Below are 26,541 nucleotides of genomic sequence, written 5' to 3'. Positions count from 1 at the left end.
TATTTGCCGGACTACCGGCTTCTCGCTGTTCTGGAGTTTCTACGTGGCCGATATCGCTGATAACGCCGCCCCGCTCATCGACGCGTCGAAAGCTGCCGCATTCGACCGTCACCGCCTCTACGAAGATGCGATGGCAATGCTGATCGGCACGTCCTTCATTGCGCTCGGCATTACGCTTTATAGTCAGGCTATGCTGATGACCGGCAGTACCGCTGGTATCGCCCTTCTCATCCAGTATGCAACGGGCACGGAATTCGGATTGCTCTATTTCCTGATCAATCTGCCATTCTATTATTTCGCCGTGCGTCGAATGGGTTGGGCGTTCACTATCAGAACCTTCGTCGCCGTGGCCATGATGTCGGGCTTTGCTCGACTGATGCCCATGAGTGTCGATTTCTCAAGCGTCAATCCGCTCTTCGCAGCACTCATGGGTGGCACCCTGATGGGTATGGGTGTGCTGGCACTTTTCCGGCACCGCTCCGGCGTCGGCGGTGTCAACATATTGGCGCTCTATCTGCAGGACGCTTATGGGATAAGAGCCGGCTGGTTTCAGCTCGGCCTCGATATCCTTATCATGCTGATCTCGCTGTTCTTTATCCCGTGGGAAAACATGGTGCTTTCCCTGATCGGGGCGATTGCCATGAACCTCATCATCGCAATCAACCACAAACCGGGCCGGTATCTCGGTATAAGCTGAGAAAACAAAAAAGCCGCCTTGAAGGCGGCTTTTTTCATAACGACTATCTTGCCAGTCAGTGGGCAGTCATCCACTCACGCGCACCGCGCAGCGCTGCTGCCAGTTCGCCCTTGCTCATCGTCGCTGCCACCTGATTGCGCATACGGGCGGCCTTCTCGCTGCCGCGGATGGCGGCAATGTTCAGCCACTTGTGGGCTTCCACCACGTCGATCTCGCAATCACGGCCGATGGCAAATTTCATGCCCATTTCCAGAAGAATGCGATCCTGTGCGACTGCGTTGTGCGTATTCGAGAAGCTCTGAAACTGTGCCATTTTTCTCTGTCCCTGTTAAATCCCGAGAACCGTCCGGTCTTTATTTTCAAAGCCTGATTTCACTGCTTTGAAACTGCCGTCTCTGTCGTTCCGTTCATGCTCTTAAATCTACGGGAAAGGGTTGAAATGCGCGTTAAACCAGATGCTTAACGAGCAACCAACAAAATCCGAACAAGGGGTAAACTTGGGATTTTGTTAAACATGCAAGTGCCGCCGATTGCTGGATTTTTGCAAAAATTCGATTCAAATCCGCGCGGTCGAACGAAACCAGTTGCTAACTATAGACAACATTCAAAAGCGGCTGTGTGTGTAAAAAGGGCAGTATTTCAGGTGCCAAGCGAGACACAAATATCCCTCTTCCGCTTCGCCAAAAACTGGTTTACGTTTACGTTTGCGTAAGTTTGACGGATGGTCGAGGAGGCTTCTGTCTCAAACTTCAAAGCGCATCACAGCGGTTTCATCGTTGCGACCGGCAAAGCCGGGACTGGCGGTGATTTGGGAGGAAAGAATGATCCGCACACTTATTCTTGGAATGACGCTTGCAGCCACTTTTGCCGCCCCTGCCCTTGCCGACGAAGGGATCGTCGGCACGTGGAAGCGCCCGAACGGCACGATCATCAGCTATGCGTCCTGCGGCGCCAACAAGTTCTGCGGTACGGTGCAGACCGGCGAGTACAAGGGCAAGTCCATCGGCACGATGTCAGGCACGGGCGGCAGCTACAAGGGCGAGGTCAATAAGCTCGACGAGGGCAAAACCTATACCGGCAAAGCCAGCGTCAAGGGCAATACGCTTTCACTCTCTGGCTGCGTGATGGGCGGCTTGATCTGCAAGAGCGAGAGCCTCACGCGCCAGTAATATCCAGTGGCATCCAGAATAAGAAAGGGCAGCCTCGAAGCTGCCCTTGCTTTTTAGCGTTTGTTCAACGTGCCTTTTGGCCAAAGAGAATTTTCTGGGCTTCCTTGTCCGTCGCCAGATTGGATTTTTCTCGCTCTTCTTTCCCGACAAGCAGACCACGCTGAACCGCCGGACGTGCATTCATTGTCTCATGCCAGCGCTTCAGGTTCGGGAAGTCATCCAGGTTCTGGTCGTAGTTCTTATGGGCATTGATCCAGCCGATCGAAGCCATGTCGGCAATTGAATATTCACCTGCAATGTATTCCTTGCCTTCAAGCTGCTTGTTCAACACACCATAGAGACGGTTGACCTCGTTGGTATAGCGGTCGATGCCGTACTGAACCTTTTCCGGCGCATAGACACGGAAATGCCCGGCCTGCCCGGACATCGGGCCGAGGCCACCCATCTGCCACATCAGCCATTCGTCAACTGCGACACGCTTGCGTTCGTCGGTCGGGTAGAACTTACCGAACTTCCGCCCGAGATACTGCAGGATTGCTCCAGACTCGAACACCGAAATCGGCTGGCCGCCCGGCCCTTCCGGATCGATGATGGCGGGCATACGGTTGTTAGGAGCAATCTTCAAAAAGTCCGGCTGAAACTGATCGCCCTTGCCGATATTGACATACTTGACCTCGTAGGGAACGCCCAGCTCTTCCAGCATGATGCTGATCTTGAAGCCATTCGGTGTCGGCCAATAATACAATTCGATGGGCTTGGTCTGTTCGGCCATGGGCTCTCTCCCGCTGATCCTGACGTTGAGCGGGACATGTTCCCGCATTCCAATGATGGGAAACATAAGTCCCTTTCGAGCAGGCACAAGAGCCACGCACCGCAATAAACGGAACATCAATATTTTTGAACGCCGCATGAACGACGCTCTCAGGGAGGGTTCAGGCGCAATGGCTAAATTGACGAGGGAGAACAGAAATCAGAACGGCTTTGGGGGCCAACCGGTATGCTTCGGCGTTTAACAATAGTCTGCCTGATGATCGCTGGCTTTGCCGCAGTCGCCAGCATTTTCGTTGACCAGAGGTATAACGTCTACCGGGACCAGCCGGTGATCGGGCCTGTCGCCGCATTCACCCAGAAGCCTGTCGGAGAGCGGCCATGAAAAGAACCCGGACTATCGCCGCAATTGCCCTTCGGGTTTTCCTTTTTACAGCCATTTTCACCGGCCCGGCAGCGACCTTTGCCTATACACAGATCGGCCAGCATTCCCAGATGAGCGGCGTCGGCCTCGTACTTTATGTAAGCCTGCAGCGCGCCGCATAAACTGGGTCATGTAACGGTTATCGGTTTTGCTATACTAGTGTCCTGATTCTGAAATTTGCATTGAGAATGATATCAAGCGAGATGCAAATTTCAGAATCAAAAGGACACTAGCAGCTTGGTTTCCTAGTGTCGTTTCGATCTCGAAGTTCGCTTACGACTACGATATCGAAACACAGGCGAACTTCGAGATCACGACACTAGGCCATGACACAGCGAATCGAACATCCATTTTTAACCGAGATCAAAACACCTCCCACCGTTGACCCGGAGGTTTTCAACGACGCCGAAGCGGCGGTTGCCGCCCTGCAAAAACTATATGATCGCAATACCGCCTTCCTGCGCGATGCGTTCGAGAAAGTTGCGCGCGGCGAAATTCCGCCGCAGCGTTACCGCGCTTATTACCCCGAAATCTGCCTGTCCACATCCAGCTTCGCGCATGTGGATTCACGGCTGGCCTATGGCCATGTCTCGACGCCCGGCGATTATTCCGCAAATATCACACGGCCCGACTTGTTCGATCATTATCTGAACGAGCAGATTCGTCTCCTCATGCGCAATCATGGTGTGACCGTGACGGTGAAAGAATCTTCGACCCCGATCCCGATCCATTTTGCCTTCAAGGAAGGCACTTATGTAGAGGCATCTGTCGCCAATGCCTTCACGCATCCCCTGCGTGACCTCTTCGACGTGCCCGATCTGGCGGCAACCGACGACAAGATCGTCAATGCCGACTTTGAGCCCGCACCAGGTGAACCGATGCCACTTGCGCCATTCACAGCCCAGCGCGTCGATTATTCGCTGCATCGGCTGGCGCACTACACGGCGACAAGCCCGGCGCATTTCCAGAACTTTGTGCTTTTCACCAACTACCAGTTTTATATGGACGAGTTCTGCGCCTATGCCCGCGATCTGATGGCAAAAGGCGGTGGCGGTTATGAACAGTTTGTGGAACCGGGCAATCTGATCACCCGCGCGGGCGAGACCGAGCCAAGCAGCGGCAGTCCTCTGCCACGCCTACCCCAGATGCCGGCCTATCACCTGCAGCGGGCCGACCATTCGGGCATCACGATGGTCAATATTGGCGTGGGACCGTCCAACGCCAAGACCATAACCGACCATATTGCGGTGCTTCGCCCCCACGCCTGGTTGATGCTTGGTCACTGTGCTGGCCTGCGCAACAGCCAGCAGCTCGGCGATTATGTTCTGGCGCACGCCTATATGCGCGAAGACCATGTTCTCGACGACGATCTGCCTGTCTGGGTGCCATTGCCAGCACTTGCGGAAATTCAGGTTGCGCTGGAAGAGGCCGTTGAGGAAATCACCGGTCTGGAAGGTTATGATTTGAAACAGATCATGCGTACCGGTACGGTCGCGACCATTGATAACCGCAACTGGGAACTGCGCGACCAGCGCGGCCCGGTGCAGCGCCTTTCGCAGGCGCGTGCTGTCGCACTTGATATGGAATCAGCGACAATTGCGGCCAATGGTTTCCGTTTCCGTGTGCCTTACGGCACCCTGCTCTGTGTTTCCGACAAGCCGCTGCACGGCGAACTGAAACTGCCGGGCATGGCTACCGAGTTTTACAAGAGGCAGGTGGCACAGCATCTGCGCATTGGCATCCGCGCGATGGAAAAGATCGCCGCCATGCCGGATGAGCGGCTGCATTCCCGCAAGCTTCGCAGCTTCTACGAGACGGCTTTCCAGTGATGTTAGGCGCATAGGGCAGTAAGGCAATCTGCCCTATTGCCTTCACCTCCATCATCGCGCCGCAATCAACACCTATGGGAAATTTCATGTCGAAAAGCCGTGAAAACCTTTCATTCCTGTTGCTGCTGGCTGCTGTCGCGCTGTCGGTTCCGCTCGTGCTGGGATTTCTTGGAGCGGTGCACCCGGCTCTCGATTCCTTTTCGCATTTTCGAACTCATCTATCCGTCCTGCTGGCAGTGCTGACCATTCCCTTGCTTTTCACCAAGATGCGGCGTGAGGCGGCGATGCTGCTACTCTTTGCCGTCATGGCTCTAAGCACGACTGTTGGTGCTGCACGCGATTTCCTGAGCGGCTCCACGGGCGCCCATGCGCAGGAACAAGGTGGCGCACGCTACCGTCTCGTCCAGATCAATTTGCGCGAAGACAATCCCGAACCGAAACGCATTCTCCAGATGATCGCGCGGGAGAAGCCGGACGTCATCACCTATGAGGAAGCAAGCGACCAATGGACCAAGTGGCTCACCATTCTCCAGGGCTCCTATCCCTACCATCTCAATTGTGCTGACGATCCCAACACATGGGGCGTGGGCATCCTGTCGAAGCGGCCTTTCAGCGAAGATGCACAGACGGCCTGTGTCGGCGATGGTTTGCTCGCAATTGCGCCGATCAATTTCGGCGGAACGACCGTGCATGTCGCAGCACTGCACTTTTCATGGCCATGGCCGCGCTGGCAGCCTTATCAACTCCGCTACATCGAGCCGGAACTACAGAAGCTGAAAGGTCCTCTGGTCGTCGCCGGTGATTTCAATGCGGCACCGTGGAGCAATGCCGTTCGTCGTGTCGAACATGCCTCCGGCACCCGTCATATGACCGGTATCGGCGGCACGTGGATGACGCACCTACTGCCTGTTAAGCTCGCTCCTTACATCGGCCTGCCGATTGATCAGATACTCGTAAGCCCTGAAATCGGAGGGGCGAAGGTTTCGGCTCGCGAAGATGCTGGCTCCGATCATCTGCCGGTGCGGCTCGATTTTTCCGTTCCGCCACCCGTTCGGCCAGATGAAGAAGAACCGGAAACCCAGTCCGTCATGCTTCAATAAAAAAAGGCGGTTCCAGACCGCCTTTTTCTTTTACATGTTCACGTAAACAGGTCCCTCGCCGCCTTGTGGCGGCACCCAGTTGATATTCTGGTTCGGGTCCTTGATGTCGCAAGTCTTGCAGTGCACGCAGTTCTGCGCGTTGATGACAAACCGCACATCCTTTGCCTGCGGATCGGCTGCGGAGTTGCCGTCGGCATCCACCCATTCATAAACACCCGCAGGGCAGTAACGCGTCGACGGACCAGCGAAGACGTCGTGTTCGGAAGTCTGCTGCAATTTCATGTCGCGAACCTGAAGATGCACAGGCTCGTTCTCGTCATGGTTCGTGTTCGACAGGAACACCGACGACAGACGATCAAAGGTCAGAACGCCATCCGGCCTCGGATAATCGATCTTCGCGTGTTTTGCAGCCGGCTCAAGCGACTGCGCATCAGTCTTGCCATGCTTCAGCGTCCCGAAGATGGAGAAGCCGAAAAGCTGGTTAGTCCACATATCGAGACCACCGAGCGCCACGCCGACAATTGTGCCGAACTTCGACCATAGCGGCTTGACGTTGCGCACGCGCTTCAAATCCGTGCCGATCAGGCTTGAACGCCAATTGTTCTCGATCTCGACCGGCTCGTCATTGGCGCGTCCTGCGGCAATTGCCTCGGCGATCTTGTCGGCGGCGAGAATGCCGGAAAGAACCGCATTGTGGCTGCCCTTGATGCGCGGCACGTTGACCAGACCAGCCGAGCAGCCGATGAGCGCTCCACCCGGGAACGACAGTTTTGGCACCGACTGGAAACCACCTTCGGTAATCGCACGAGCGCCATAAGAAAGACGCTTACCACCCTCGAAGACGTCCTTGATGGCCGGATGCGTCTTGAAACGCTGGAACTCTTCAAACGGCGACAGATACGGGTTCTTGTAGTTGAGATGCAGCACGAAGCCGACCGCAACCATATTGTCTTCCAGATGATAAAGGAACGAGCCGCCGCCAGTCTTCATATCGAGCGGCCAGCCGAAGGAGTGCTGGACCAGACCCGGTTTGTGCCTGGAAGGATCGACCTGCCATAGTTCCTTGAGGCCGATACCGTATTTCGCCGGTTCACGACCTTCGTCGAGCTTGAACTTGGTGATCAGTTGCTTGGCAAGCGAACCGCGCGCGCCTTCACCGACCAGCGTATATTTGCCGAGCAGCGCCATGCCGCGCGTGTAGTTCGGACCATGCGTTCCGTCGCGCTCGACGCCCATATCGCCAGTGGCAACACCAATGACCGCGCCCTCGTCATTGTAGAGCACTTCGGTTGCTGCAAAACCCGGATAGATTTCTACGCCAAGTTCTTCGGCTTTGGTGCCGAGCCAGCGACAGACATTGCCAAGGGACACAATGTAATTGCCATGATTGCTCATCAGAGGCGGCATCGCGAAATTCGGCAGGCGCACTGAACCTGCTGGCCCCAGTACGAGGAAATGATCGGCAGTAACCGGCGTCTTGAAAGGGTGCCCCTCTTCCTCACGCCAGCCCGGCAGAAGCTGGTCGATACCCACCGGATCAACGACAGCGCCGGAAAGAATATGCGCGCCGACTTCCCCGCCCTTTTCGAGGACGACGACGGACAGCTCGGGATTCGCCTGCTTCAAACGGATTGCCGCAGCAAGGCCAGCAGGGCCTGCGCCGACGATCACAACGTCGAATTCCATGCTCTCGCGTTCGGGAAGCTCCTGGTTTGCATATTCTGGGGCTTCAGACATTCATCCCTCCGTCCGGTGTAACATCGTCTTCTCACTAAGATAGCCCAGACGACGCATCCAATTGTTTTTGTGCATGATCTAATCGCGAATACCCATGAACCAACTGCCCGTCAGCACTGGCGGTACGAAAAGATCGCCGTTTCCCCGTATTCTGCCTTACCCTGTCGCAGAGTTGGAGACTGTCGCAAATGCGTCCAATTGTCCAAAACAGGCGTCCTACGTCCTCAAATTGATTTACCTTAACGTAAACGTCAAATTCATTCCATTCAAGAAGCCGCGATGAAGATTTGTTTGTGATGGTAGAAGCAGCACGTCCGCATGTCATGTCAGGACCATGTTCGCACCCTGCCAGGCTATATGCGCATCAAACAGGGTATGAACTGTCACTAACAGGCCAAACGAACCCTAAATCTAAACCGGGCTCTTGCATTCACCTGCAAAATTCGCCACCTCAGAGGTGAGGTAGATAATGGCTGATAATCGCGAAACGCTGGATATTGAAGGTTTGCTCCGCTTCTATGCGGAGGCAGGCATTGACATGCCGCTTTCCGAAACGCCGATAGACCGGTTTGCAGAGCCTCAACGCCCTGCCTCTTCGCAGCCAACGGCGCAGATGCCGAATTCGCCTGAGCGCGCCCGGCAGCAACAACCGCGCCCAGCGCCAGCCCCCGCCCCCACCAGCAAGCCTGTTCAAGCCGCAGCCGACCTTCCCGATACGGCGCAGATTGCGCTCGCACGCGAAGCGGCGGCACAGGCTTCAACGCTGGAAGAATTGCGGGAGAAGCTTGCGGCATTCGACGGCTGCAACCTGAAATTCACGGCGAAGAACCTTTGTTTCGCCGATGGTGATCCGTCATCCGACATCATGTTCATCGGTGAAGCGCCCGGACGGGATGAGGATATGGAAGGATTGCCGTTTGTCGGAAAATCCGGACAGCTTCTCAATCGCATGATCGAATCCATCGGCCTGAAGCGAGAAAGCGTCTACATCGCCAACACGATCCCGTGGCGTCCGCCCGGCAACCGCACGCCGACACCGCTTGAGACGGAACTTTGTCGGCCATTCATCGAACGACAGATCGAGCTTGCCTCACCGAAAGTTCTGGTTGCCCTGGGCGGTCCTGCGGGCAAGGCCCTCACCGGCGCGACGGAAGGCATCCTTCGCCTGCGCGGCAACTGGAAAATTCATCATACGCCCAACGGCCTCGAAATTCCTGTCATGCCGACCCTGCACCCGGCCTATCTTCTGCGAACGCCGGCACAAAAGCGTTTTGCATGGCGCGATTTTCTGGCTGTGAAGCTGAAATTGGCCGAATTGATGAGTTGAAATCTTTTTAGTTCAGTGGCATCGGCAGGCGACGCGGGCGGCATTGTCACCAACATGCCGCAAACTTGTTCTATTTCGCCGCTTGCCAAACCGCCTTTCGGCGACAAGTAGCCCTAAATTCAGTTTCCCCATGGGATTTCACTGTGGAGTTTTTCATGGCTGGCCAGCTCCTGCCCATAGCCGCTTTGCTTGCAAGCACCTTTCTGATGCTGCTCGCCGGTGGCCTCGCGGGTATTCTTCTGCCCCTGCGGGGCGGCATGGAAGGCTGGTCGACCACGACCATCGGCTGGATGGGTACGAGCTATTCCCTCGCCTTCACGATCGGCTGCATTGTGGTGCCGCATCTGGTGCGGCGCGTCGGGCATGTTCGCGTCTTCTCTTCGCTTGCGACGTTGCTTTCGATGGCGCTGCTTTTCCACGCACTGGTCGTCAATCCTGTCGCATGGATGATCTTCCGTGGCGTTGCGGGCTTTTCGCTCGCAGGCAGCTATATGATTATTGAAAGCTGGTTGAACGAGCGCGTAACCAATGAATCGCGCGGTCGCATCTTTTCGATCTATATGATCATCACCATGCTCGGCCTGCTCTGCGGGCAGTACATCCTGCCGTTCGGCGATGCGGGAACGCAGACGCTCTTCATCATTTGTGCCATCATCTATGCAAGCGCACTGCTTCCAACCGCCCTTTCAAGCGCGCAGTCACCCAATCCGCTGACGCAGGTTTCGCTCGATTTGAAGGGACTTTATCGACGGTCACCTGCTGCGGCTGTCGGCTCGTTGATTGCAGGTATCGTTGCAGGTACCTGGAACTTCCTCGCCGCGATTTACGGTGAGATGAACGGCCTCTCCACCTTCGGCATCGCCACAATGCTTGCCTGCGCCATGATCGGTGGCGCTATCTTCCAGTACCCGCTCGGACGGGGATCGGACTTTGTCGATCGTCGCTATGTCATGGTGATCGCCGGTGTCATCGGCTTTGCCTTGTCGATGGTGATGGTGCTGTTCCACCCCACCTCGCCCTATGCGCTTTACGCGATGATGTTTCTGTTCGGTTCGGTGATTTATCCGATCTACAGCCTCAACGTCGCTCACGCCAATGACTACGCAGATGCCAGCGAATTCGTGAAGGTCTCCGGCGGGTTGCTGATTATTTACGGCGTGGGCAGTGTCATCGGGCCTGCCCTTTCCGGCCCGTTGATGGATCTGATTGGCGCATCGGGTTTCTTCGTAACCATGGCCATCGCCTACGGCTTATACGGCCTGCATGCCTTCTGGCGTATCCGCCGCTTCGAGCGCCCGGCGATCAGCGACCAGAAGACCGAGTACAAATTCCATACGCCGGACGGCCAGTCCACGCCGGAGACCATGCAGCTCGATCCCCGTGCAGAAGGCACACCCGGTCAAAACTGAATTCATTGCGTCTGTGGTGCGTTGACCTTGTGGGGCGCAATCGAAAGCTTGTGCTCGCGGTAAATGATGAAACCGCCTGCCGCCATGACGATGGCGCTACCGGCCAGCATTTCGAAGGTCGGAATATCGCCGAACAGCAGAAAGCCGATGGCTAGTCCCAGCAGCATCGACGTGTATTCGAATGGAGCAATCGTCGACATCGGCGCATGGCGATAGCACTCGGTCAGAAGAATCTGGCCGACGCCCCCGGCAAAACCAGCACCGACCAGCATGGCAAGCTGCGACCAGTTCGGCACGATCCAGCCAAAAGGAAAGCTCACCAAGGAAATGACGCTCGCGGATATGGAAAAGTAGATCACGATGGTCGAGGTGCGTTCCGTCTGCACGAGGCGACGTACAAGCATCATCGCCACCGCAGACAAGATAGCCGCACCAAGAGCGGCGAACGCACCCATAGCCTCGTCATGCCCCATGTTACCGCCGGAAAACACTGTCAACCGCGGCCAGATGATAACCATCACGCCACCAAGCCCGATGAGAACCGCGCTCCAGCGATAAAACCGCACGACTTCATGCAGGATGACCGCGCCAAGAATGACGGTAATCAGTGGTGAAGCGTAGTTGATCGCGATTGCTTCGGGCAGCGGCAGCTTGGTGAGAGCGAAAAAGCTCATCGACATGGAACAGACACCCACCAGTCCGCGCCAGAAATGGCTGAAACCGTTCTGGGTGCGGAACACGCCAGAAAGCTGCCCGCGCCACCCCAGATAGAGCAATATAGCGAAGATTGCGAAGAACGACCGGAAGAAGATCAACTGTCCGACAGGCACGCCTTCAGCCGCCTTCAACAAGGTGGACATGGCGACAAAAACGGCAACAGAAGCGATTTTGAGACCGATGCCGAGCATCGGGTTGGTTTCAAGATGGGCAGCCTCGACAGGCGCGCTCGCATGAGCGTTCACAACGCAATTCCTTAAAAACACAAAGCGCAGTTCGCCCAAAATATTCGAGCGCCTGTTTTCTTATTCCTGTTTGTGAGACAGCACCAGTAGCACAAAGGTCCCGCTGAAAATTATTTGGCAAAGCGCCTGTCGTTTGTTTGTCGCATTATCCGACGCATCGAAGCGGGAATAGAAATCAATCCAGTGAACTGATTTCCCCGCGCAGACGCTTCGCAGTTTTGCTGGAAATGCTCCGGTCATAAAAGGCCAGTTGGTTGTTCTGGAATTGAGTTTCCCTTGGCGGCAATTTTAGGTACGAATCCAACATCGTGAGTTCAATGAGAGTTCAGGGAGAGAGTTTCGCTATGCGTACTGAAACCGGCCAGACATTTCGTCTCGAAGATTACCGTCCGACCCCTTACGCCATACCCGAGACGAAACTGGACTTCTCCCTGGAACCGGAAAAAACCATCGTCCGTGCGACCCTCACGATTGAGCGTCGCGATGGCACTGCAGCTGGTACGCCATTGATTCTCGATGGTGACGAACTGAAACTCGTCAGCATCGCCATCGACGGGAAGCAGCTCGCCGACAACAGCTATATCGCAACGCCCGATCAGCTCGAAATCAGCGACCTGCCGGAAGGCAAGCGCTTCACGCTTGAAGTCGTGACGGAAATCAATCCAACTACCAACCGCCAGCTATCCGGCCTCTATCGTTCAAGCGGAATCTATTGCACGCAGTGCGAGGCAGAAGGTTTCCGCCGCATTACCTATTATTATGATCGCCCGGATGTTCTGTCAGTCTATACCGTACGGGTTGACGCCAACGAACAAGCCGCTCCTATTCTTCTGTCCAACGGCAATCCGGTCGAGAGCGGATCGGTCGAAGGCACGCCGGACCGGCATTTCGCCATCTGGCATGATCCGCACCCAAAACCATCCTATCTCTTCGCGCTCGTTGCCGGATCGCTCGGCGTCGTGAAGGATCACTTCACCACGAAGTCAGGACAACCGGTCGATCTGGCGATCTATGTCGAGCATGGCAAGGAAGGCCGCGCCCTCTACGCGATGGATGCATTGAAACGCTCCATGCGCTGGGACGAAGAGAAGTTCGGCCGCGAATATGATCTCGACGTCTTCAACATCGTTGCCGTTTCCGATTTCAACATGGGCGCGATGGAGAACAAGGGGCTCAACGTCTTCAACGACAAATATGTGCTGGCCGACCCTGAAACCGCTACCGACGTTGACTATGCGGGCATCGAAGCGGTCATCGCACATGAATATTTCCATAACTGGACCGGAAACCGCATCACCTGTCGCGACTGGTTCCAGCTCTGCCTCAAGGAAGGCCTGACAGTCTATCGCGATCACGAATTCTCCGCCGATGAGCGCTCGCGCCCGGTTAAGCGCATCGCCGAAGTGAAAATTCTCAAGGCGCAGCAATTCCCGGAAGATGCCGGACCACTCGCTCATCCCGTGCGCCCGCGCGAATATCGCGAGATCAACAATTTCTATACGGCGACCGTCTATGAAAAAGGTTCGGAAGTCGTGCGCATGATCCGCACGATCATTGGGCCTGAGCTGTTCCGCAAGGGTATGGACCTCTATTTCGAGCGCCATGACGGGGAAGCAGCCACTATCGAGGATTTCGTCAAGGTTTTCGCCGATGTTTCCGGCCAGGATTTTTCACAGTTCGCGCTCTGGTACGATCAGGCAGGAACGCCGAAAGTAGAAGCTGCTTTCTCCTACGATGCTGCGAAGGAAACCTTCTCGATTGAACTGGCACAGTCGCTGGGGGCAACGCCCGGACAATCGGTCAAGAAACCGATGCATATCCCGATTACCTACGGTCTTATTGGGTCAGACGGCGAGGATATGGTTCCAACATCCGTCGAAGGTGGGGACGTGCGCGGCGACGTCATTCATCTGCATCGTCCGTCCGAAACGATCACCTTTCATGGCATCAAGGAACGCCCTGTTCCGTCGCTGTTGCGCGGGTTCTCTGCTCCCGTAAACCTGTCGGCGCCCCTATCGGACGATGATCGCGCATTCCTGGCCCTGAACGACAGCGATCCGGTGGCGCGCTGGCAAGCATTGACCGGAATTTTCAACCAGGTTCTGCTCGAAGGCGCCAAGCGTATTCGCGGCGGTCATGCACCGGCGGTTGACGATAAAATCATCGAACTTGCCGGAAACGTTGCTTCCGACGAAACGCTTGATCCAGCCTTCCGCGCGCTCTGCCTCACGCTACCGAGCGAAAGCGACATCGCGCGCGAAATGGGCAGCAATGTCGATCCGGATGCGATTCTCGCCAGCCGAAACCACTTCGTGGACGCCATTGCCGCCCGTTATGCTGGCGATTTCACCAAGCTCTACGATGCCCTGAAACAGGACGGCGCCTTCTCGCCAGATGCAGGCGCGGCAGGCAAACGTGCCTTGCGGAACGTGCTGCTCGATTATCTGAGCCGTCACGAGAAAAGCCAGAAACGAGCCACCAGCCAGTTCGCCAATGCGGATAATATGACCGACCGCTTCGCGGCCCTGGCCGTGCTGGTACACCGCTTTGGTGATACGAACGAGGCAAAGGACGCACTGGCAAGTTTCGAACACCAGTTTGGTAAGGATGGTCTTGTGATGGACAAGTGGTTCAGCGTGCAGGCGAGCCGTCCCGGCGACGAAGCCTTGCAGGCCGTGCGCGATCTTACGAAACACGCCCTCTTCTCGCTCGACAATCCAAACCGCGTCCGCTCCGTGATCGGCTCGTTCTCCGCATCCAATCCAACCGGCTTCAACCGCAAGGATGGTGCAGCCTACGATTTCTTTGCAGATACGATCCTGTCCATCGATCCGGAAAATCCACAGCTTGCCGCACGGCTTCTGACGGCGCTTCGCTCCTGGCGTTCGCTTGAAGATACCCGCCGCGAACATGCAAGGGCAGCGCTGGCGCGTATTTCGGGCGCGGGCAAACTGTCTACCGACCTGCGCGATATCGTGGACCGCACTCTCGCCTGATTCGCGACCTATCCTGATCGACGTGATGATTTGCTCGTTCTGGATGCTTTACCGGCAATCGGAACGAGCCTTTTCATGCTGATGAACGCAGAGGCAGTGGATGGTCAGCTTTCATGAGTCTTTTCATGCCTTTAGGCGAATCAGATGCAATATCGATTCTACTTAAGAGCTTGAGATTCATGAATAAATCGGCTGATAAAAACCCCGATTTTTACGCCTCGTTAACGAATTCGCTGGACAGCGCGAATCACTTTTGATTCATTGATGACATTCGGAGGTGGCGTATTCCGAATCACTTCACTCGCAGGGAATTCACGAGGGACCATTATATGGCGAGCACCGACGCGTATGGCGCGCCGGCGGGGACGCATTGCGAATCCGGTCGGAAAAGAAGGAAAGGCAAGCTTTCGGGCCATGTCAGTCTTCTTGCTGGTCCGGCCTATGGCAAGTTCATCTCAATCGAGCCTATCCTGCGACGCCTCGTTCCAGCGCTCATCATTATCTTTCTGATTATTCTCGGCGTAGCGCGCGTCTTTTCGATGCTGGCGTGGCGGGAAGATATCGAGCAACAGCATAAGGCATTTCTGTCGGCTGCAACCGCCAATCTTGCACAGATGATCGAACGTGTTGCCAACGGCACCGACGCGGGCGCACAGATCGCCGCGAAGGATATTCAGGACACAATGGCGGAGTTTCGCTCGCGTGGGCTGTCCTCGTCCGGCATGACGCTTGCCGTCATCGACCCGCAATCCTCCGTGGTCGCAATATCCGGCCCGATATCCGATCTGTCCGGCAAGCCGGTCGATACGATCCTTACCGAAGTGCAGCCGTTATTCCTGTTTGCAGAACGTGCAGGCGTGCTGAAAGTCATGCTGCAAGGTGAACCGGCTTTCGGCGCCTTGTCCAAGCCGATGACCCTGCCCTATTCCGTTATCGCCGTCGAACCGGAAAGCACGATCTTTGCGGAATGGCGCCGGGCAGTGTCGCTCAATGTGACACTCTTCGCAGGCACGACCGGCGTGATGTTCGCCATCCTTTACGCCTATTTCAGCCAAGCGGCGCGAGCTCGCGAGGCCGACGACCTTTCCGGCCAGATCCAGCGCCGTATCGATCTGGCGCTGGGGCGCGGTCGCTGCGGCCTGTGGGATTGGGACATGGCACGCGGTCGCATTTACTGGTCGCGCTCCATGTATGAGATGCTGGGCTACGAAGCGCAGGATGCAGTGCTGCCTTTCGGCGATGTGGCTGCAATCATCAACACGGAAGATGGCGACCTCTATTCCATCGCCGAACAGGCCGCCGCGGGCGATATCTCGCACGTTGACCGCGTCTTCCGCATGCGCCATGCCGATGGTTCATGGGTGTGGATGCGCGTTCGCGCCGAAATCGCCAGCGAAGGCGATCTTCATCTGGTCGGCATTGCTTTCGATGTCAGCGAACAGCACCGCTTTGCGCAGCAGACGGCCGAAGCCGACATGCGCATCCGCGAAGCCATCGAGAACATTTCTGAGGCCTTCATCCTGTGGGATTCCAACAATCGCCTCGTCATGGCGAATTCCAAGTTCAGTGAATATGCTGGCCTTCCCGTCTGGACGCTGAAACCCGGCGTGCCGCGCAATGAAGTTGATGCCCATACGCGCCCGTTCACCTTCGAGCGTCGCATGGCCAATGAACACAATCGCGCCGGTGGCCAGACCTTCGAACGTCAGCTCAGCGACGGACGCTGGCTTCAGGTCAACGAACGCCGCACGCAAGATGGCGGGCTTGTTTCCATCGGCACCGACATTACCCAGCTCAAGCTGCATCAGGAACGTCTGGTCGACAGCGAACGCCGCCTGATGGCGACTATTCACGACCTGTCGATTGCGCGCAAAGGCGAACGGGACCGCGTGCGCGAGCTGTCCGAACTTGCCCGCAAATACGGTCAGGAAAAGGAACGCGCCGAGGCTGCGAACCGTGCCAAGTCAGAATTCCTCGCCAATATGTCCCATGAGCTGCGTACGCCGCTCAACGCGATCATTGGTTTCTCGGAAATGATTCAGGCAGGCACATTCGGTCCGCTCGGTTCCGACCGCTATGAGGAGTATATCAACGACATCCATACGAGCGGCAACTTCCTGCTCAACGTCATCAATGATATTCTCGACATGTCGAAGATCGAGGCCGGCCATTTCTCGCTGGACCGTGAGCAGATCGATCTCTGCCCGCTCATAAATGAAACGGTACGTATGATTTCGCTGCAGGCGGATGAGAAGAACATTGCGGTCAATACGCGCATTGAAGAAGCAATGCAGCTCTATGCAGACCGACGTGCGATCAAGCAGGTGCTGATCAACCTTCTCTCCAATGCGGTGAAGTTCACATCCTATGGCGGGCAGATCACGGTGCGGGCACGCAAGACCGGCTCGGCTCTTTTCATGACGATTCAGGATACCGGCGTCGGCATCCCGAAATCGGCAATCAAGAAGATCGGCCAGCCCTTCGAGCAGGTGGAAAACCAGTTCACCAAGACCCATACCGGTTCCGGCCTCGGGCTTGCCATCACCCGTTCACTGGCTGAGCTTCACGGCGGCTGGCTTCGCATTCGCTCGACCGAAGGCGTTGGCACTGTGGTTTCGGTCTGCATCCCTGATCGCAAGCGCGGTCACGTTGGACATGGTGCGGAAATCCACGCGGCCTGATTAGAGCTGCTCCAGTTAAAACTGAGTAGCCGGAACTGCTCTAAATATTCAAAAGCTTCTCGAAACTTGTCCGCACTTCAACGGCGACTTCCGCCAGGTGATGCTCGACACGTTTTATATCGGGCATGTCAGCCGCACGGCATAGCAGGTCGATCATGCCAGGTATGAATTCTTCACGCTTGGCATCGCCTCCAAGACACAGACGGATCGTCTGGCTCAGATTGGTATAAAGGCGATGGGCGCCGACAAGATTATCGGCGAGCGCCGGATCAGCAAAGGACGGGTCGAGGGCTGACAGGATTTCTTCTGTACCCAAGGGACGCGGCTTCCGGTCGAGCTTGTTGGCCAGCACGGCAAACTGAGCGATGAATTCCAGATCGACAATGCCACCGGGCTTCAGCTTGAAATCCCAATCATCGGCAGGTGGCTTTTCCTGATAGATGAGGTCGCGCATCTCGCGCACATCCTTGGCAATCTTCTTCACATCGCGTGGTGCTGAAAGAACCTCATCAATCTCGCTTTTGATATGCCGTATAAAGGATTCGTCGCCGTGGATCGGGCGCGCGCGGGTCAGGGCCATATGTTCCCATGTCCATGCTTCGCTGCGCTGATATTTGCCAAAGGATTCGATATGGGTCGCAACCGGCCCCTTGTTGCCGGAAGGGCGCAGGCGCATATCGACTTCGTAGAGCACGCCTTCCGCCGTTGGTGCGGAAAGTGCCGCAATGAGCCGCTGGGTCAAGCGGATATAATATTGCGAGGGAGCCAGTGGCTTTTCGCCATCGGATTCGTCCGTCTCCTTGTCGTGATCGTAAAGCAGGATCAGATCCACATCGGAACCCGCAGTGAGTTCACGACTGCCGAGCTTGCCCATAGCCAGAAGAGCCACCTTAGCGCCCTTAACCTTGCCGTGGCGTCGCTCCAGTTCGGCTTCGACAACCTCGAATGCCCTGCCGATCATCAGTTCGGCCAGATCGGAAAATGCGCGACCAGCGCGAACACCGTCAATGGCGCTTGTCAGCAAGCGGATACCGATCAGGAAGCGATGCTCGGCAGCGAAGATGCGCAGCCGGTCCAGCACTTCCTCATAATCGGTCGCAGGTCCCAGAAACACGCGAAGGCGTTCTTCCAGATAGGCGCGTGTCGGCATTTCCGAGAAAATCGCCGGATCAAGCAAACCGTCAAAAACATGCGGGTTACGGGTGATGATTTCAGCAAGCCGAGGTGCGGCGCTCATGATCATAACCAGGAGGCTCAGGAGACGGGGATTGGATTGCAACAGGCTGAAAAGCTGGATGCCCGCGGGCAAGCCCTTTAGAAAACCATCGAAACGCAAGAGTGCTTCATCCGCACGCTTGGTTTCGGCAAAGGCTTTGAGCAGAGCGGGCGTAAGCTCGGTCAGACGCTCGCGCGCTTCTGCCGATTGTGTGGCACGATAACGCCCGAAGTGCCACGTGCGGATCACGCGACATATATCGCTCGGGCGTTCATAGCCCATGGCTGCAAGCGTCTCCAGCGTGCCCGGATCATCCACATCGCCGGTAAAGACCAGATTGCCGGATGAGCTTCCAAGTTCGGGAGCCTGCTCGAACAGGGCCGCATAGTGCTTTTCAACGACCTTGAGCGCATCGAGAAAAACATCGGAAAAGGCCGCCGGATCGGCATAACCCATCATATGGGCAACACGCGCAAAGCCCTCATCGTCTTCCGGCAGAATATGCGTCTGCTCATCGGCAATCATCTGGATGCGATGCTCGACGTCACGAAGAAAATAATATTCCTTTGCCAAGGCATCGCGCGCCTTCTCGGTGATCCAGCCCCGCTCCGCCAGTCTTGCGAGCATCGGCACCGTCTGGTTGCCGCGCAATTCGGGAAATCGTCCGCCAGCGATGAGCTGCTGCGTCTGAACGAAGAATTCGATTTCGCGGATGCCGCCGCGTCCGAGCTTCACATTATGCCCGCGCACGGCAATATCGCCATGGCCCTTGTGGGCGTGAATCTGGCGCTTGATCGAGTGCACGTCTGCAATGGCCGCATAATCGAGATACTTGCGCCAGACATAGGGGGAGAGCTCCGCCAGCACCTGCTTTCCGGATTCGCGATCTCCGGCAACGGGCCGCGCCTTGATCATGGCTGCGCGTTCCCAGTTCTGGCCGCGCCCTTCGTAATAATGAAGTGCTGCACCGACAGGAATGGCCAGCGGCGTGGAACCGGGGTCGGGACGCAGGCGAAGATCGACGCGGAAGACATAGCCATCGCCGGTACGGTCCTGCAGGATGCGGACAAGGCGGCGCGTCAGCCGTGAAAAAGTTTCGACGCATTCATACGGATCACCGATAGCCGGTCTAGTTTCATCGATGAAGACGATCAGATCAATATCGGACGAGTAATTGAGTTCCCGCGCGCCAAACTTGCCCATGCCGAGAACAATCCAGCCACTGTCCTTGTCGGGCTGGTTTCGGTCAGGAAGTTTGATCTTGCCCACACTATCCGCATCGAGCAGCAGAAACCGGATGGCAGCGCCGGTGCAGGCCTCGGCCAGATCGGTGAGCCAGCCTGTCGTTGCTTCCGTATTGAAAATGCCAGCGAGATCGCAAAGTGCGATCAGGACATGCGCCTCGCGTTTCAAAACGCGCAGGCTCGTCATGAGGGAGGCTTCCGTCACGTCCGCGCTTGCAGCACTGGCGGAGATTTCCGCCAGAATATCCTGTAGTGCAGCCTCCGGCGCTTTGGCGACGATGCGATCAAGAATACGCGGATGACGGATCAGCGCTTCGCGAATGAATGGAGAAAGATCGAGAACGGCGGAGAAGAAACTTACAGCTTCCGCCTTTTTCAACAAGGCTACGACACCTTTAAGTTCCTCTTCTCCGGCGCGCGCCGCAAGGTCGGCCAGGAAAATTTCCGCCCTTGCGGGATCAAGCGGCGTCAAAGCACGAATCTCTCTCTCGAAGAATAGTGCCGTTGCGTTTTCTGCCGCCATGATCCCCTCTTAAGTCACGCCATTATTCGACCTTGCCCGATGGCAATGGAAACTCCAGCACAGCGCGCAGGCCCGGATCATTGCCTTCAAGACGAAGTGCGCCACCGTGCAATTTCATCACAGCCTTGGCAAGACTTAAACCGAGTCCCGAGCCGGGCTGTGTGCGGCTTTCCTCAAGACGGACAAAACGTTCCGTTGCCTGTTCGCGTTTTTCTTCAGGAATACCGGGACCGTTGTCGGCAACGATGATGCGGGCCCAGTTCGGATCACGTTCCATCGAAAGACTCACGGTCGCGGTCCGCTCATCGCCACCGGCATATTTAATTGCATTGTCCACGAGATTGGAAATCGTCTGCCCGACCAGTTCGCGATTGATATGAAGCGCAACTTCATCGAGATCGCCAAGTGTCAGGTTCACGCCCACGTCCTCGGCAACAGGTTCATACATTTCGGCCACGTCGCGAAGGATCGGCGCTACCGGCATATTCTCTAGGCTTTCGGACGAATAACCTGCTTCAAGACGCGAAATCATCAGGATCGCGTTGAAGGTCCGGATCAGTTGATCCGACTCGCCAATGATATCTTCAAGCGCTTCACGATATTCAGGCCCCGCCTTCTTGCCGGAAAGAGCTTCTTCCGCGCGGTTACGCAGACGCGTCAGCGGCGTTTTAAGATCATGTGCGATGTTATCGGAGACCTGTTTCAGCCCCTCGTTCAATTCCAGAATTTTGCCGAGCATGACGTTGAGATTGCTTGACAGGCGATCGAACTCGTCACCGGAGCCATTGACCGGAAGCCTCCCGGTCAAATCACCATCCATAATGCGCTGCGACGCCCGCGAAACCTCATCAATGCGCTTCAATGCACGGCGCCCGACTACCAGCCAGATCAAAAGCGCGCCAACGCCCATGATGCCCAGCGCCAGCATCAGCGACCGGCGAATAACATCGCGGAACCGTTCTGGTTCACCCAGATCGCGACCGACCAGAAGCCGCATGCCGTTCGGCAATGCAATCACGACTGCAATGGCGCGATGTTCCGTTTCCGTGCCCTGCTCGCCATAGCGCCGATATTTGAACCCGCGCTCGATAACGCCATCGGTGTCCAGAACACCGGGTTCTACGCTTTCCACATTGCCTGCAAGGATGCGGCCTGTCGGGTCGGCCACCAGATAGAGGTAAGCGCCTGGCTGGCGTGAACGATAGTCGATTGTGCGCACGAGCTGCGGGATGCCGCCTCGCGCATAGCTTTTGCCGATGCTGCCGACTTCTTCGCCCAGCGACTGCTGGGTCTGCGCTGCCAGCATGGAGGCAGATAAATTGGTCATGTAGAAAACCAACGCTATCGCACCCACGATGAAGAGCAGCAGATAGAGCGTTGATAGTCGAACAGCGGTTGTGCGCATGAGCGCTGAGAAGCGGCTCATCAATCCACCTTGGCGGCTGCAGATTGTTTCGCTCGCCCTGCCTTCAGCATGTAACCGGCGCCACGCACAGTATGAAGCAGCGGACCGTCAAAGCCCTTCTCGATTTTCGAACGCAGCCGCGAGATATGCACGTCGATCACATTGGTCTGCGGATCGAAGTGATAATCCCAGACGTTTTCAAGCAACATCGTGCGCGTGACGACCTGTCCGGCATGGCGCATCAGATATTCGAGAAGACGAAACTCGCGGGGCTGAAGCGTGATATCTACATCCTGACGGCGCGCAGTATGCGCAAGCCGGTCAAGCTCCAGATCACCGACGCGGTAGATCGTGTCCGCCTCACGCGGGCTGGAACGACGTTGCAAAACCTCGACACGGGCCAGAAGCTCGGAAAATGCATAGGGTTTGGTCAGGTAGTCGTCACCACCGGCGCGCAAGCCCGTGACGCGGTCATCCACTTCGCCGAGCGCGGAAAGGATCAGGACCGGGGTTTCCATACCCCTGGCGCGCAGACCAGCCACGACGGACAAGCCATCGCGCTTTGGCAGCATACGGTCGACTACGAGGACATCGTAGCTTCCATTCTCGGCCAGCGTATAGCCGGTTTCGCCGTCTCCGGCGATATCGGCGGAATGTCCGGCCTCGGTGAAGGCCTTCTCCAGATAGCGGGCCGCTTCGCGGTCATCTTCAATAACGAGAATCTTCATGGCGCTACTTATAATACCGTTTGATGATAAGGCGATGCCAGGCGGAGAACCGCCTGGCATCGAATTGCTCAGAGCCTTAAGGGGCTGCCGGTCATCATCCCTGATCGATCGGCAGGGCCACGAAGCGGCTCTGATCGTTGCTCTGCAATTGCAGCAGCACTGCCTTGCGACCCGACTTGGCGGCTTCGCTGATGGCGTTGTTGATATCCTTGGCGCTCTTTACCGTCTGGTTATTGACGCTCATGATGATATCGCCGGAACGGATACCGCGATCGGAGGCATCGCTGTCGGGATCGACATCGGTTACCACCACGCCGTTACCGTCTTCGGACGGGGTCACGGTCAGGCCATAGGAGTCGAGGGTCTCGTTCTGACCGCCGCCATTGTCGCCCAAGGCGCTGGCCGCCTTGCCAAGATCGCCCGGCATCGCTTCAATGGTGATATCGACTTCCTCGGCCTTGTTCTTGCGCCAGACGGTGAGTGCCGCCTTTTCGCCAGGAACAATGCCAGCAACCTTGCGTGCCAGATCGCGCGGATCCTGCACGGTTTCGCCGTTGACAGCCGTGATCACATCACCGGACTGGATGCCCGCCTTGGCAGCAGGACCGTCCTTCTGCGGCGACGCAACGATTGCACCCTTCTCTTCGGCAAGGCCGAGCGAAGCAGCAATATCCTTCGTCACCGGCTGAATCTGGACACCGATCCAGCCACGTTCCACCGAGCCCTTCTTGATGAGCTGATCAACAACCTGCTTCGCGGTCGAGGCCGGGATTGCGAAGGCAATGCCCACGCTGCCGCCCGAAGGCGAGAAGATGGCGGTGTTGATGCCGATCACCTGACCAGACAGGTTGAAGGCCGGACCACCGGAGTTACCCTTGTTCACAGCCGCGTCGATCTGGATGAAGTCATCGTAAGGGCCGGCGCCGATATCACGGCCACGAGCCGATACAATACCCGATGTCACCGTGCCGCCAAGGCCGAACGGGTTGCCGACAGCGACGACCCAGTCACCGACGCGAATCTTGTTGTCATCGCCGAATGCAACATAGGTGAACTTCTGCTTCGGATCGTTGACCTTCAGCACGGCCAGATCTGTGCGCGGATCGGTGCCGATCAGCTTCGCGTCGAGTTCCGTGCCGTCATCCATGACAACGCTATATGCATCGCCATCGGAAACGACGTGATTGTTGGTTACGACATAGCCGTCTTCGGAAATGAAGAAGCCGGAACCCTGAGCGACCGGACGTTCATGACCGGGGCGCGGGCCACGCTTGCCGGGGCCGCGGCGATCCGGGCGAGCGTCGGGACGTGCATCGCCTCGCGGGTCCATGCCGAAATCACGGAAGAAGCGCTTCAGCGGATGATCGTCCGGAAGCTGATCAAATCCGGGAGGGCCCGAGAACTGGCCACTGCCACCGCGATCAGCAGTTTGCTGCACGTCCTTCTTTACACGAACGCTGACGACAGCCGGACGAACCTTCTCAACAAGATCGGCAAAACCCGCAGCCTGCGGTGGTGGCGTTACCTGCACGGCTTCCGCGCGGGCGTCATTGAGCGCACCGAGCGGGCCGGTCGCGACAAAACCACCGGCGAGAACAGCCGATAGTGCAATCGCGGCAACGCCTTTGCGATAGTTGGAAATCCTGGCTCTGGACATTTATTTCTCCTTACGAGCAGCAATCCGGACGTCCCTGATCCTTCAGGAAACGTGGACCTGTGAAACCTTTATAGAGCGTAAGATAGTCAGGGCTACCTTACCGCTCCGTTTCCACAACATGAAAGTTTCGTAAGGTTACGAATAACAACGGCAGGCGACCAGCGCTTATTTTCCGTCCAGCAGACGCGCGAGTTCCGCCTTTTCGCTTTCGGTCAGCGGTTTAGGCGCTTCGCCTGCCTGTTTGCGTCCGCGAAAGGCAACGGCCAGCGCGACCGCTCCGATCAGAAGCACGACGACAGGAAAGCCCCACAGAAGCACTGTGCGCGCATTAAGACGCGGCTTCAGAAGCACGAATTCGCCGTAGCGGTCGACGATGAAATCCATGACCTGTTCGTCGCTATCGCCTTCTTTCAGCCGGTCACGGACGAGAACGCGAAGATCGCGGGCAAGCTCGGCATTGGAATCGTCGATGGATTCGTTCTGGCAGACCATGCAGCGCAGTTCGCCGGAAATGGTTCGGGCGCGCTTTTCAAGCGCCGGATCGGACAGGACTTCATCCGGATTGACTGCGAGCGCCGCCGTCCCTTGAATAGCCAGAGCAGCACCGAGCAGGAGCGCCGCAAATGCCGAGCGCTTTCTCATGCTGTGGCCTCCGCTTCTTTCGACGCGGACTTGCGACTGCGCGAAGGTGCGCCAACCCGCAGGCGACGATCTGCAAGGGAAAACAGCGCCCCCACCATCATCACGAGAGCGCCATACCAGATGAGTGTCACGTCAGGCTTCCACCAGATGCGAACGACGGCCGATCCATCGCCCGGTTCATCACCAAGCGCGACATAGACCTGACTGAACCACAGGGTTTTGATACCCGATTCAGTTGTTGGCATCTGGCGTGCTGGGAAAAAGCGCTTGGACGGCTCAATCTGCCCGAGACTGCGCGAACTGGAATCGAGCAGCGTGAAAGTGCCGCGATTTTCGGTGAAGTTCGAACCGGTCAGCGGGCGCAGACCCTCGAAGCGAAGTGTGTAATTCTGCACCTTGGCCGTGTCGCCCGGACGCATGATCAACACATTCTCAGTGCCAAACGTAGTCACGCTCACAATGCCCAGCAGCGTTACGCCAAGCCCGATATGGGCGAGCGCCGTGCCGAAGACCGAACGTGGCAAACCCTTGAAGCGCGCAACTGCCTTGCCAGCGGACACCTTGCCGATGCCGGCCTTGAGAACAAGATCCGTCAGACTGCCGAAAATCAGCCATACGGCAAGTCCGATTCCACAGGCAGCGAGAACAGATTTCGCCGATGTGCTCCACAATACGATTGCCGCCGCCACTAGCGAGAGCGCGAAAGCTGTCATCAGCCGCTGCGACACGCCGTAAAGATCACCGCGTTTCCAGGCGAGCAGCGGGCCGAAGGGAACCGCAAAAAGAAGCGGGATCATCAGCGGACCGAACGTCATGTTGAAGAACGGTGCACCGACGGAAATCTTGTCGCCGGTCATCACTTCCAGCAGCAGCGGGTAGAGCGTACCGATCAGCACAGTTGCGGCAGCGGTCGTCAGAAACAGATTGTTGAAGACGAGCGCGCCTTCGCGCGAAATCGGGTGGAAGATGCCGCCTGCCGTCAGGCTCTGCACGCGAAATGCGAAAAGCGACAGCGATCCGCCAATGAAAATTGCAAGGATCGCCAGAATGAAAAGACCGCGCCCCGGATCGGTGGCGAAGCTGTGAACCGAGGTCAGAACACCGGAGCGGACAAGGAATGTACCAAGCAGCGACAGCGAGAAAGTGAGGATCGCAAGCAGCACGGTCCAGATTTTCAGCGCCGAGCGTTTTTCCATCACGAGAGCCGAATGAAGCAATGCGGTGCCGACCAGCCATGGCATGAACGAAGCGTTTTCAACCGGGTCCCAGAACCACCAGCCGCCCCAGCCAAGCTCGTAATAGGCCCAGTAAGAACCCATGGCGATGCCACCAGTCAGGAACATCCAGGCCACGAGGGCCCACGGACGTACCCAGCGCGCCCATGCAGCATCGAGACGCCCCTCGAGCAGTGCCGCTACGGCAAAGGAAAAGCATACCGAAAAACCGACATAGCCGAGATAGAGCAGCGGCGGATGGATCGCGAGGCCGATATCCTGAAGGATCGGATTGAGATCGCCGCCCTCCATCGGAGCCGGAAAAATGCGGGTGAACGGGTTCGAAGTGAACACAATGAATGCCAGAAATGCGACACCGATCCAGCCCTGCACGGCAAGGACATTGGCGCGCAATGTTTCAGGCAGATTGCCAGAAAATGCAGCGACCAGCGCACTGAAAAAGGTGAGAATGAACACCCACAGCAGCATTGAGCCTTCGTGATTGCCCCAGACGCCCGTGATTTTGTAGAGGAGCGGCTTTTGCGAATGCGAGTTCTCAACCACGTTCAGGACCGAGAAATCCGACACGACATAGGCATGGACAAGCACCGCCGATGCAAGGCAGATCAATGCGAAGACTGCAATTGCCGTCGGCGCCGCGACTGACATGAGCTGCGTATCCCGGCGATGCGCACCAACCACCGGCACGATCGATTGGACAATCGACAGGGCCAGTGCCAGAACCAGAGCGAAATGGCCGATCTCGACACTCATCTGCAGTCTCCATCAAGCATCTGCCAGACCACCGGTCCG

At 56.8% G+C, this 26,541-nt stretch carries 19 protein-coding genes; 9 read left to right on the top strand and 10 right to left on the bottom strand.

The annotated features are described in order from the left end of the window. The first annotated feature begins 43 nt into the window (after positions 1 to 43). On the top strand, positions 44 to 697 hold the full coding sequence (locus OHI65_RS12940) for a YitT family protein (RefSeq protein ID WP_094513291.1): 654 nt from the start codon (positions 44 to 46) through the stop codon (positions 695 to 697). Between the two features lie 55 nt (positions 698 to 752). Here OHI65_RS12940 and OHI65_RS12935 read toward each other — a convergent pair whose 3' ends face one another. Beyond that, positions 753 to 1,010 carry a hypothetical protein gene (locus OHI65_RS12935; protein ID WP_010661614.1) on the bottom strand — a complete coding sequence of 86 codons (258 nt, stop codon included), beginning with the start codon at positions 1,008 to 1,010 and terminating at the stop codon, positions 753 to 755. A 508-nt stretch (positions 1,011 to 1,518) separates the two neighbouring features. Here OHI65_RS12935 and OHI65_RS12930 point away from each other — a divergent pair. Beyond that, positions 1,519 to 1,866, top strand: coding sequence for a DUF2147 domain-containing protein (locus tag OHI65_RS12930; RefSeq protein WP_010661613.1), 348 nt, complete (start codon positions 1,519 to 1,521; stop codon positions 1,864 to 1,866). Between the two features lie 64 nt (positions 1,867 to 1,930). Here OHI65_RS12930 and OHI65_RS12925 read toward each other — a convergent pair whose 3' ends face one another. After that, a complete protein-coding gene (locus OHI65_RS12925) occupies positions 1,931 to 2,638 on the bottom strand; it encodes a glutathione binding-like protein (protein WP_151689682.1) in 708 nt (235 codons plus the stop codon). Positions 2,639 to 3,015: 377 nt separating this feature from the next. Here OHI65_RS12925 and OHI65_RS12920 point away from each other — a divergent pair, with 377 nt between their 5' ends. The 3 genes from OHI65_RS12920 (at position 3,016) to OHI65_RS12910 (ending at position 5,987) form a co-directional block, all read left to right on the top strand. After that, complete coding sequence (locus tag OHI65_RS12920) at positions 3,016 to 3,180, top strand: hypothetical protein (protein ID WP_167394052.1); 165 nt, start codon at positions 3,016 to 3,018, stop codon at positions 3,178 to 3,180. Between the two features lie 204 nt (positions 3,181 to 3,384). Next, on the top strand, positions 3,385 to 4,887 hold the full coding sequence (locus tag OHI65_RS12915; protein ID WP_264358976.1) for an AMP nucleosidase: 1,503 nt from the start codon (positions 3,385 to 3,387) through the stop codon (positions 4,885 to 4,887). Positions 4,888 to 4,973: 86 nt separating this feature from the next. Continuing rightward, positions 4,974 to 5,987, top strand: a complete 1,014-nt coding sequence (locus tag OHI65_RS12910; RefSeq protein ID WP_264358975.1) for an endonuclease/exonuclease/phosphatase family protein — start codon at positions 4,974 to 4,976, stop codon at positions 5,985 to 5,987. Positions 5,988 to 6,017: 30 nt separating this feature from the next. On the opposite strand, the gene OHI65_RS12905 is transcribed toward OHI65_RS12910, so the two are convergent. Next, positions 6,018 to 7,724, bottom strand: a complete 1,707-nt coding sequence (locus OHI65_RS12905; RefSeq protein WP_264358974.1) for an electron transfer flavoprotein-ubiquinone oxidoreductase — start codon at positions 7,722 to 7,724, stop codon at positions 6,018 to 6,020. A gap of 469 nt (positions 7,725 to 8,193) precedes the next feature. Between OHI65_RS12905 and OHI65_RS12900 the strand changes: the two genes are divergently transcribed. Together OHI65_RS12900 and OHI65_RS12895 are read left to right on the top strand one after the other, a co-directional pair. Continuing rightward, positions 8,194 to 9,051 carry a uracil-DNA glycosylase gene (locus OHI65_RS12900; protein WP_094513285.1) on the top strand — a complete coding sequence of 286 codons (858 nt, stop codon included), beginning with the start codon at positions 8,194 to 8,196 and terminating at the stop codon, positions 9,049 to 9,051. A 155-nt stretch (positions 9,052 to 9,206) separates the two neighbouring features. Beyond that, entirely contained in the window at positions 9,207 to 10,460 is a 1,254-nt protein-coding gene (locus OHI65_RS12895) for an MFS transporter (RefSeq protein ID WP_125335066.1), read from the top strand. A gap of 2 nt (positions 10,461 to 10,462) precedes the next feature. Here the strand turns inward: OHI65_RS12895 and OHI65_RS12890 are convergent, their stop codons facing one another. Next, positions 10,463 to 11,368, bottom strand: coding sequence for a DMT family transporter (locus tag OHI65_RS12890; protein ID WP_413541933.1), 906 nt, complete (start codon positions 11,366 to 11,368; stop codon positions 10,463 to 10,465). A gap of 398 nt (positions 11,369 to 11,766) precedes the next feature. Here OHI65_RS12890 and pepN point away from each other — a divergent pair, with 398 nt between their 5' ends. Both pepN and OHI65_RS12880 read left to right on the top strand, forming a co-directional pair. Beyond that, complete coding sequence (pepN, locus tag OHI65_RS12885) at positions 11,767 to 14,418, top strand: aminopeptidase N (RefSeq protein WP_264358973.1); 2,652 nt, start codon at positions 11,767 to 11,769, stop codon at positions 14,416 to 14,418. A 329-nt stretch (positions 14,419 to 14,747) separates the two neighbouring features. Continuing rightward, entirely contained in the window at positions 14,748 to 17,099 is a 2,352-nt protein-coding gene (locus tag OHI65_RS12880) for a PAS domain-containing sensor histidine kinase (protein ID WP_264358972.1), read from the top strand. 40 nt (positions 17,100 to 17,139) lie between these two features. Here OHI65_RS12880 and OHI65_RS12875 read toward each other — a convergent pair whose 3' ends face one another. The 6 genes from OHI65_RS12875 to OHI65_RS12850 form a co-directional block, all read right to left on the bottom strand. Further along, a complete protein-coding gene (locus tag OHI65_RS12875) occupies positions 17,140 to 20,082 on the bottom strand; it encodes a bifunctional [glutamine synthetase] adenylyltransferase/[glutamine synthetase]-adenylyl-L-tyrosine phosphorylase (protein ID WP_264358971.1) in 2,943 nt (980 codons plus the stop codon). A 22-nt stretch (positions 20,083 to 20,104) separates the two neighbouring features. Then, positions 20,105 to 21,511 (bottom strand): sensor histidine kinase, encoded by a 1,407-nt coding sequence (locus tag OHI65_RS12870; RefSeq protein ID WP_264358970.1) that lies wholly within the window; start codon positions 21,509 to 21,511, stop codon positions 20,105 to 20,107. Next, positions 21,508 to 22,215, bottom strand: coding sequence for a response regulator transcription factor (locus OHI65_RS12865; protein WP_010661601.1), 708 nt, complete (start codon positions 22,213 to 22,215; stop codon positions 21,508 to 21,510). The genes OHI65_RS12870 and OHI65_RS12865 overlap by 4 nt, the downstream gene beginning before the upstream one ends. Positions 22,216 to 22,309: 94 nt before the next feature. Further along, a complete protein-coding gene (locus OHI65_RS12860; RefSeq protein ID WP_029925303.1) occupies positions 22,310 to 23,872 on the bottom strand; it encodes a Do family serine endopeptidase in 1,563 nt (520 codons plus the stop codon). Between the two features lie 165 nt (positions 23,873 to 24,037). Beyond that, entirely contained in the window at positions 24,038 to 24,514 is a 477-nt protein-coding gene (locus tag OHI65_RS12855; protein ID WP_264358969.1) for a cytochrome c-type biogenesis protein, read from the bottom strand. Continuing rightward, on the bottom strand, positions 24,511 to 26,502 hold the full coding sequence (locus OHI65_RS12850) for a heme lyase CcmF/NrfE family subunit (protein WP_151690356.1): 1,992 nt from the start codon (positions 26,500 to 26,502) through the stop codon (positions 24,511 to 24,513). The genes OHI65_RS12855 and OHI65_RS12850 overlap by 4 nt, the downstream gene beginning before the upstream one ends. Between the last annotated feature and the right edge of the window lie 39 nt (positions 26,503 to 26,541).

It is taken from the genome of Brucella sp. MAB-22 (genome assembly GCF_025908475.1).
In the GTDB taxonomy this organism is placed as follows: Bacteria; Pseudomonadota; Alphaproteobacteria; order Rhizobiales; family Rhizobiaceae; genus Brucella; species Brucella anthropi.
This window is presented reverse-complemented; position numbering and strand designations above follow the sequence as displayed.

Bases quoted from the DNA above. Each gene is read 5' to 3' on its own strand.
- OHI65_RS12935 (WP_010661614.1), bottom strand. From the start codon at position 1,010: ATGGCACAGTTTCAGAGCTTCTCGAATACGCACAACGCAGTCGCACAG.
- OHI65_RS12930 (WP_010661613.1), top strand. From the start codon at position 1,519: ATGATCCGCACACTTATTCTTGGAATGACGCTTGCAGCCACTTTTGCC.
- OHI65_RS12925 (WP_151689682.1), bottom strand. From the start codon at position 2,638: ATGGCCGAACAGACCAAGCCCATCGAATTGTATTATTGGCCGACACCG.
- OHI65_RS12920 (WP_167394052.1), top strand. From the start codon at position 3,016: ATGAAAAGAACCCGGACTATCGCCGCAATTGCCCTTCGGGTTTTCCTT.
- OHI65_RS12915 (WP_264358976.1), top strand. From the start codon at position 3,385: ATGACACAGCGAATCGAACATCCATTTTTAACCGAGATCAAAACACCT.
- OHI65_RS12910 (WP_264358975.1), top strand. From the start codon at position 4,974: ATGTCGAAAAGCCGTGAAAACCTTTCATTCCTGTTGCTGCTGGCTGCT.
- OHI65_RS12905 (WP_264358974.1), bottom strand. From the start codon at position 7,724: ATGTCTGAAGCCCCAGAATATGCAAACCAGGAGCTTCCCGAACGCGAG.
- OHI65_RS12900 (WP_094513285.1), top strand. From the start codon at position 8,194: ATGGCTGATAATCGCGAAACGCTGGATATTGAAGGTTTGCTCCGCTTC.
- OHI65_RS12895 (WP_125335066.1), top strand. From the start codon at position 9,207: ATGGCTGGCCAGCTCCTGCCCATAGCCGCTTTGCTTGCAAGCACCTTT.
- OHI65_RS12890 (WP_413541933.1), bottom strand. From the start codon at position 11,368: ATGCTCGGCATCGGTCTCAAAATCGCTTCTGTTGCCGTTTTTGTCGCC.
- pepN (WP_264358973.1), top strand. From the start codon at position 11,767: ATGCGTACTGAAACCGGCCAGACATTTCGTCTCGAAGATTACCGTCCG.
- OHI65_RS12880 (WP_264358972.1), top strand. From the start codon at position 14,748: ATGGCGAGCACCGACGCGTATGGCGCGCCGGCGGGGACGCATTGCGAA.
- OHI65_RS12875 (WP_264358971.1), bottom strand. From the start codon at position 20,082: ATGGCGGCAGAAAACGCAACGGCACTATTCTTCGAGAGAGAGATTCGT.
- OHI65_RS12865 (WP_010661601.1), bottom strand. From the start codon at position 22,215: ATGAAGATTCTCGTTATTGAAGATGACCGCGAAGCGGCCCGCTATCTG.
- OHI65_RS12860 (WP_029925303.1), bottom strand. From the start codon at position 23,872: ATGTCCAGAGCCAGGATTTCCAACTATCGCAAAGGCGTTGCCGCGATT.
- OHI65_RS12855 (WP_264358969.1), bottom strand. From the start codon at position 24,514: ATGAGAAAGCGCTCGGCATTTGCGGCGCTCCTGCTCGGTGCTGCTCTG.
- OHI65_RS12850 (WP_151690356.1), bottom strand. From the start codon at position 26,502: ATGAGTGTCGAGATCGGCCATTTCGCTCTGGTTCTGGCACTGGCCCTG.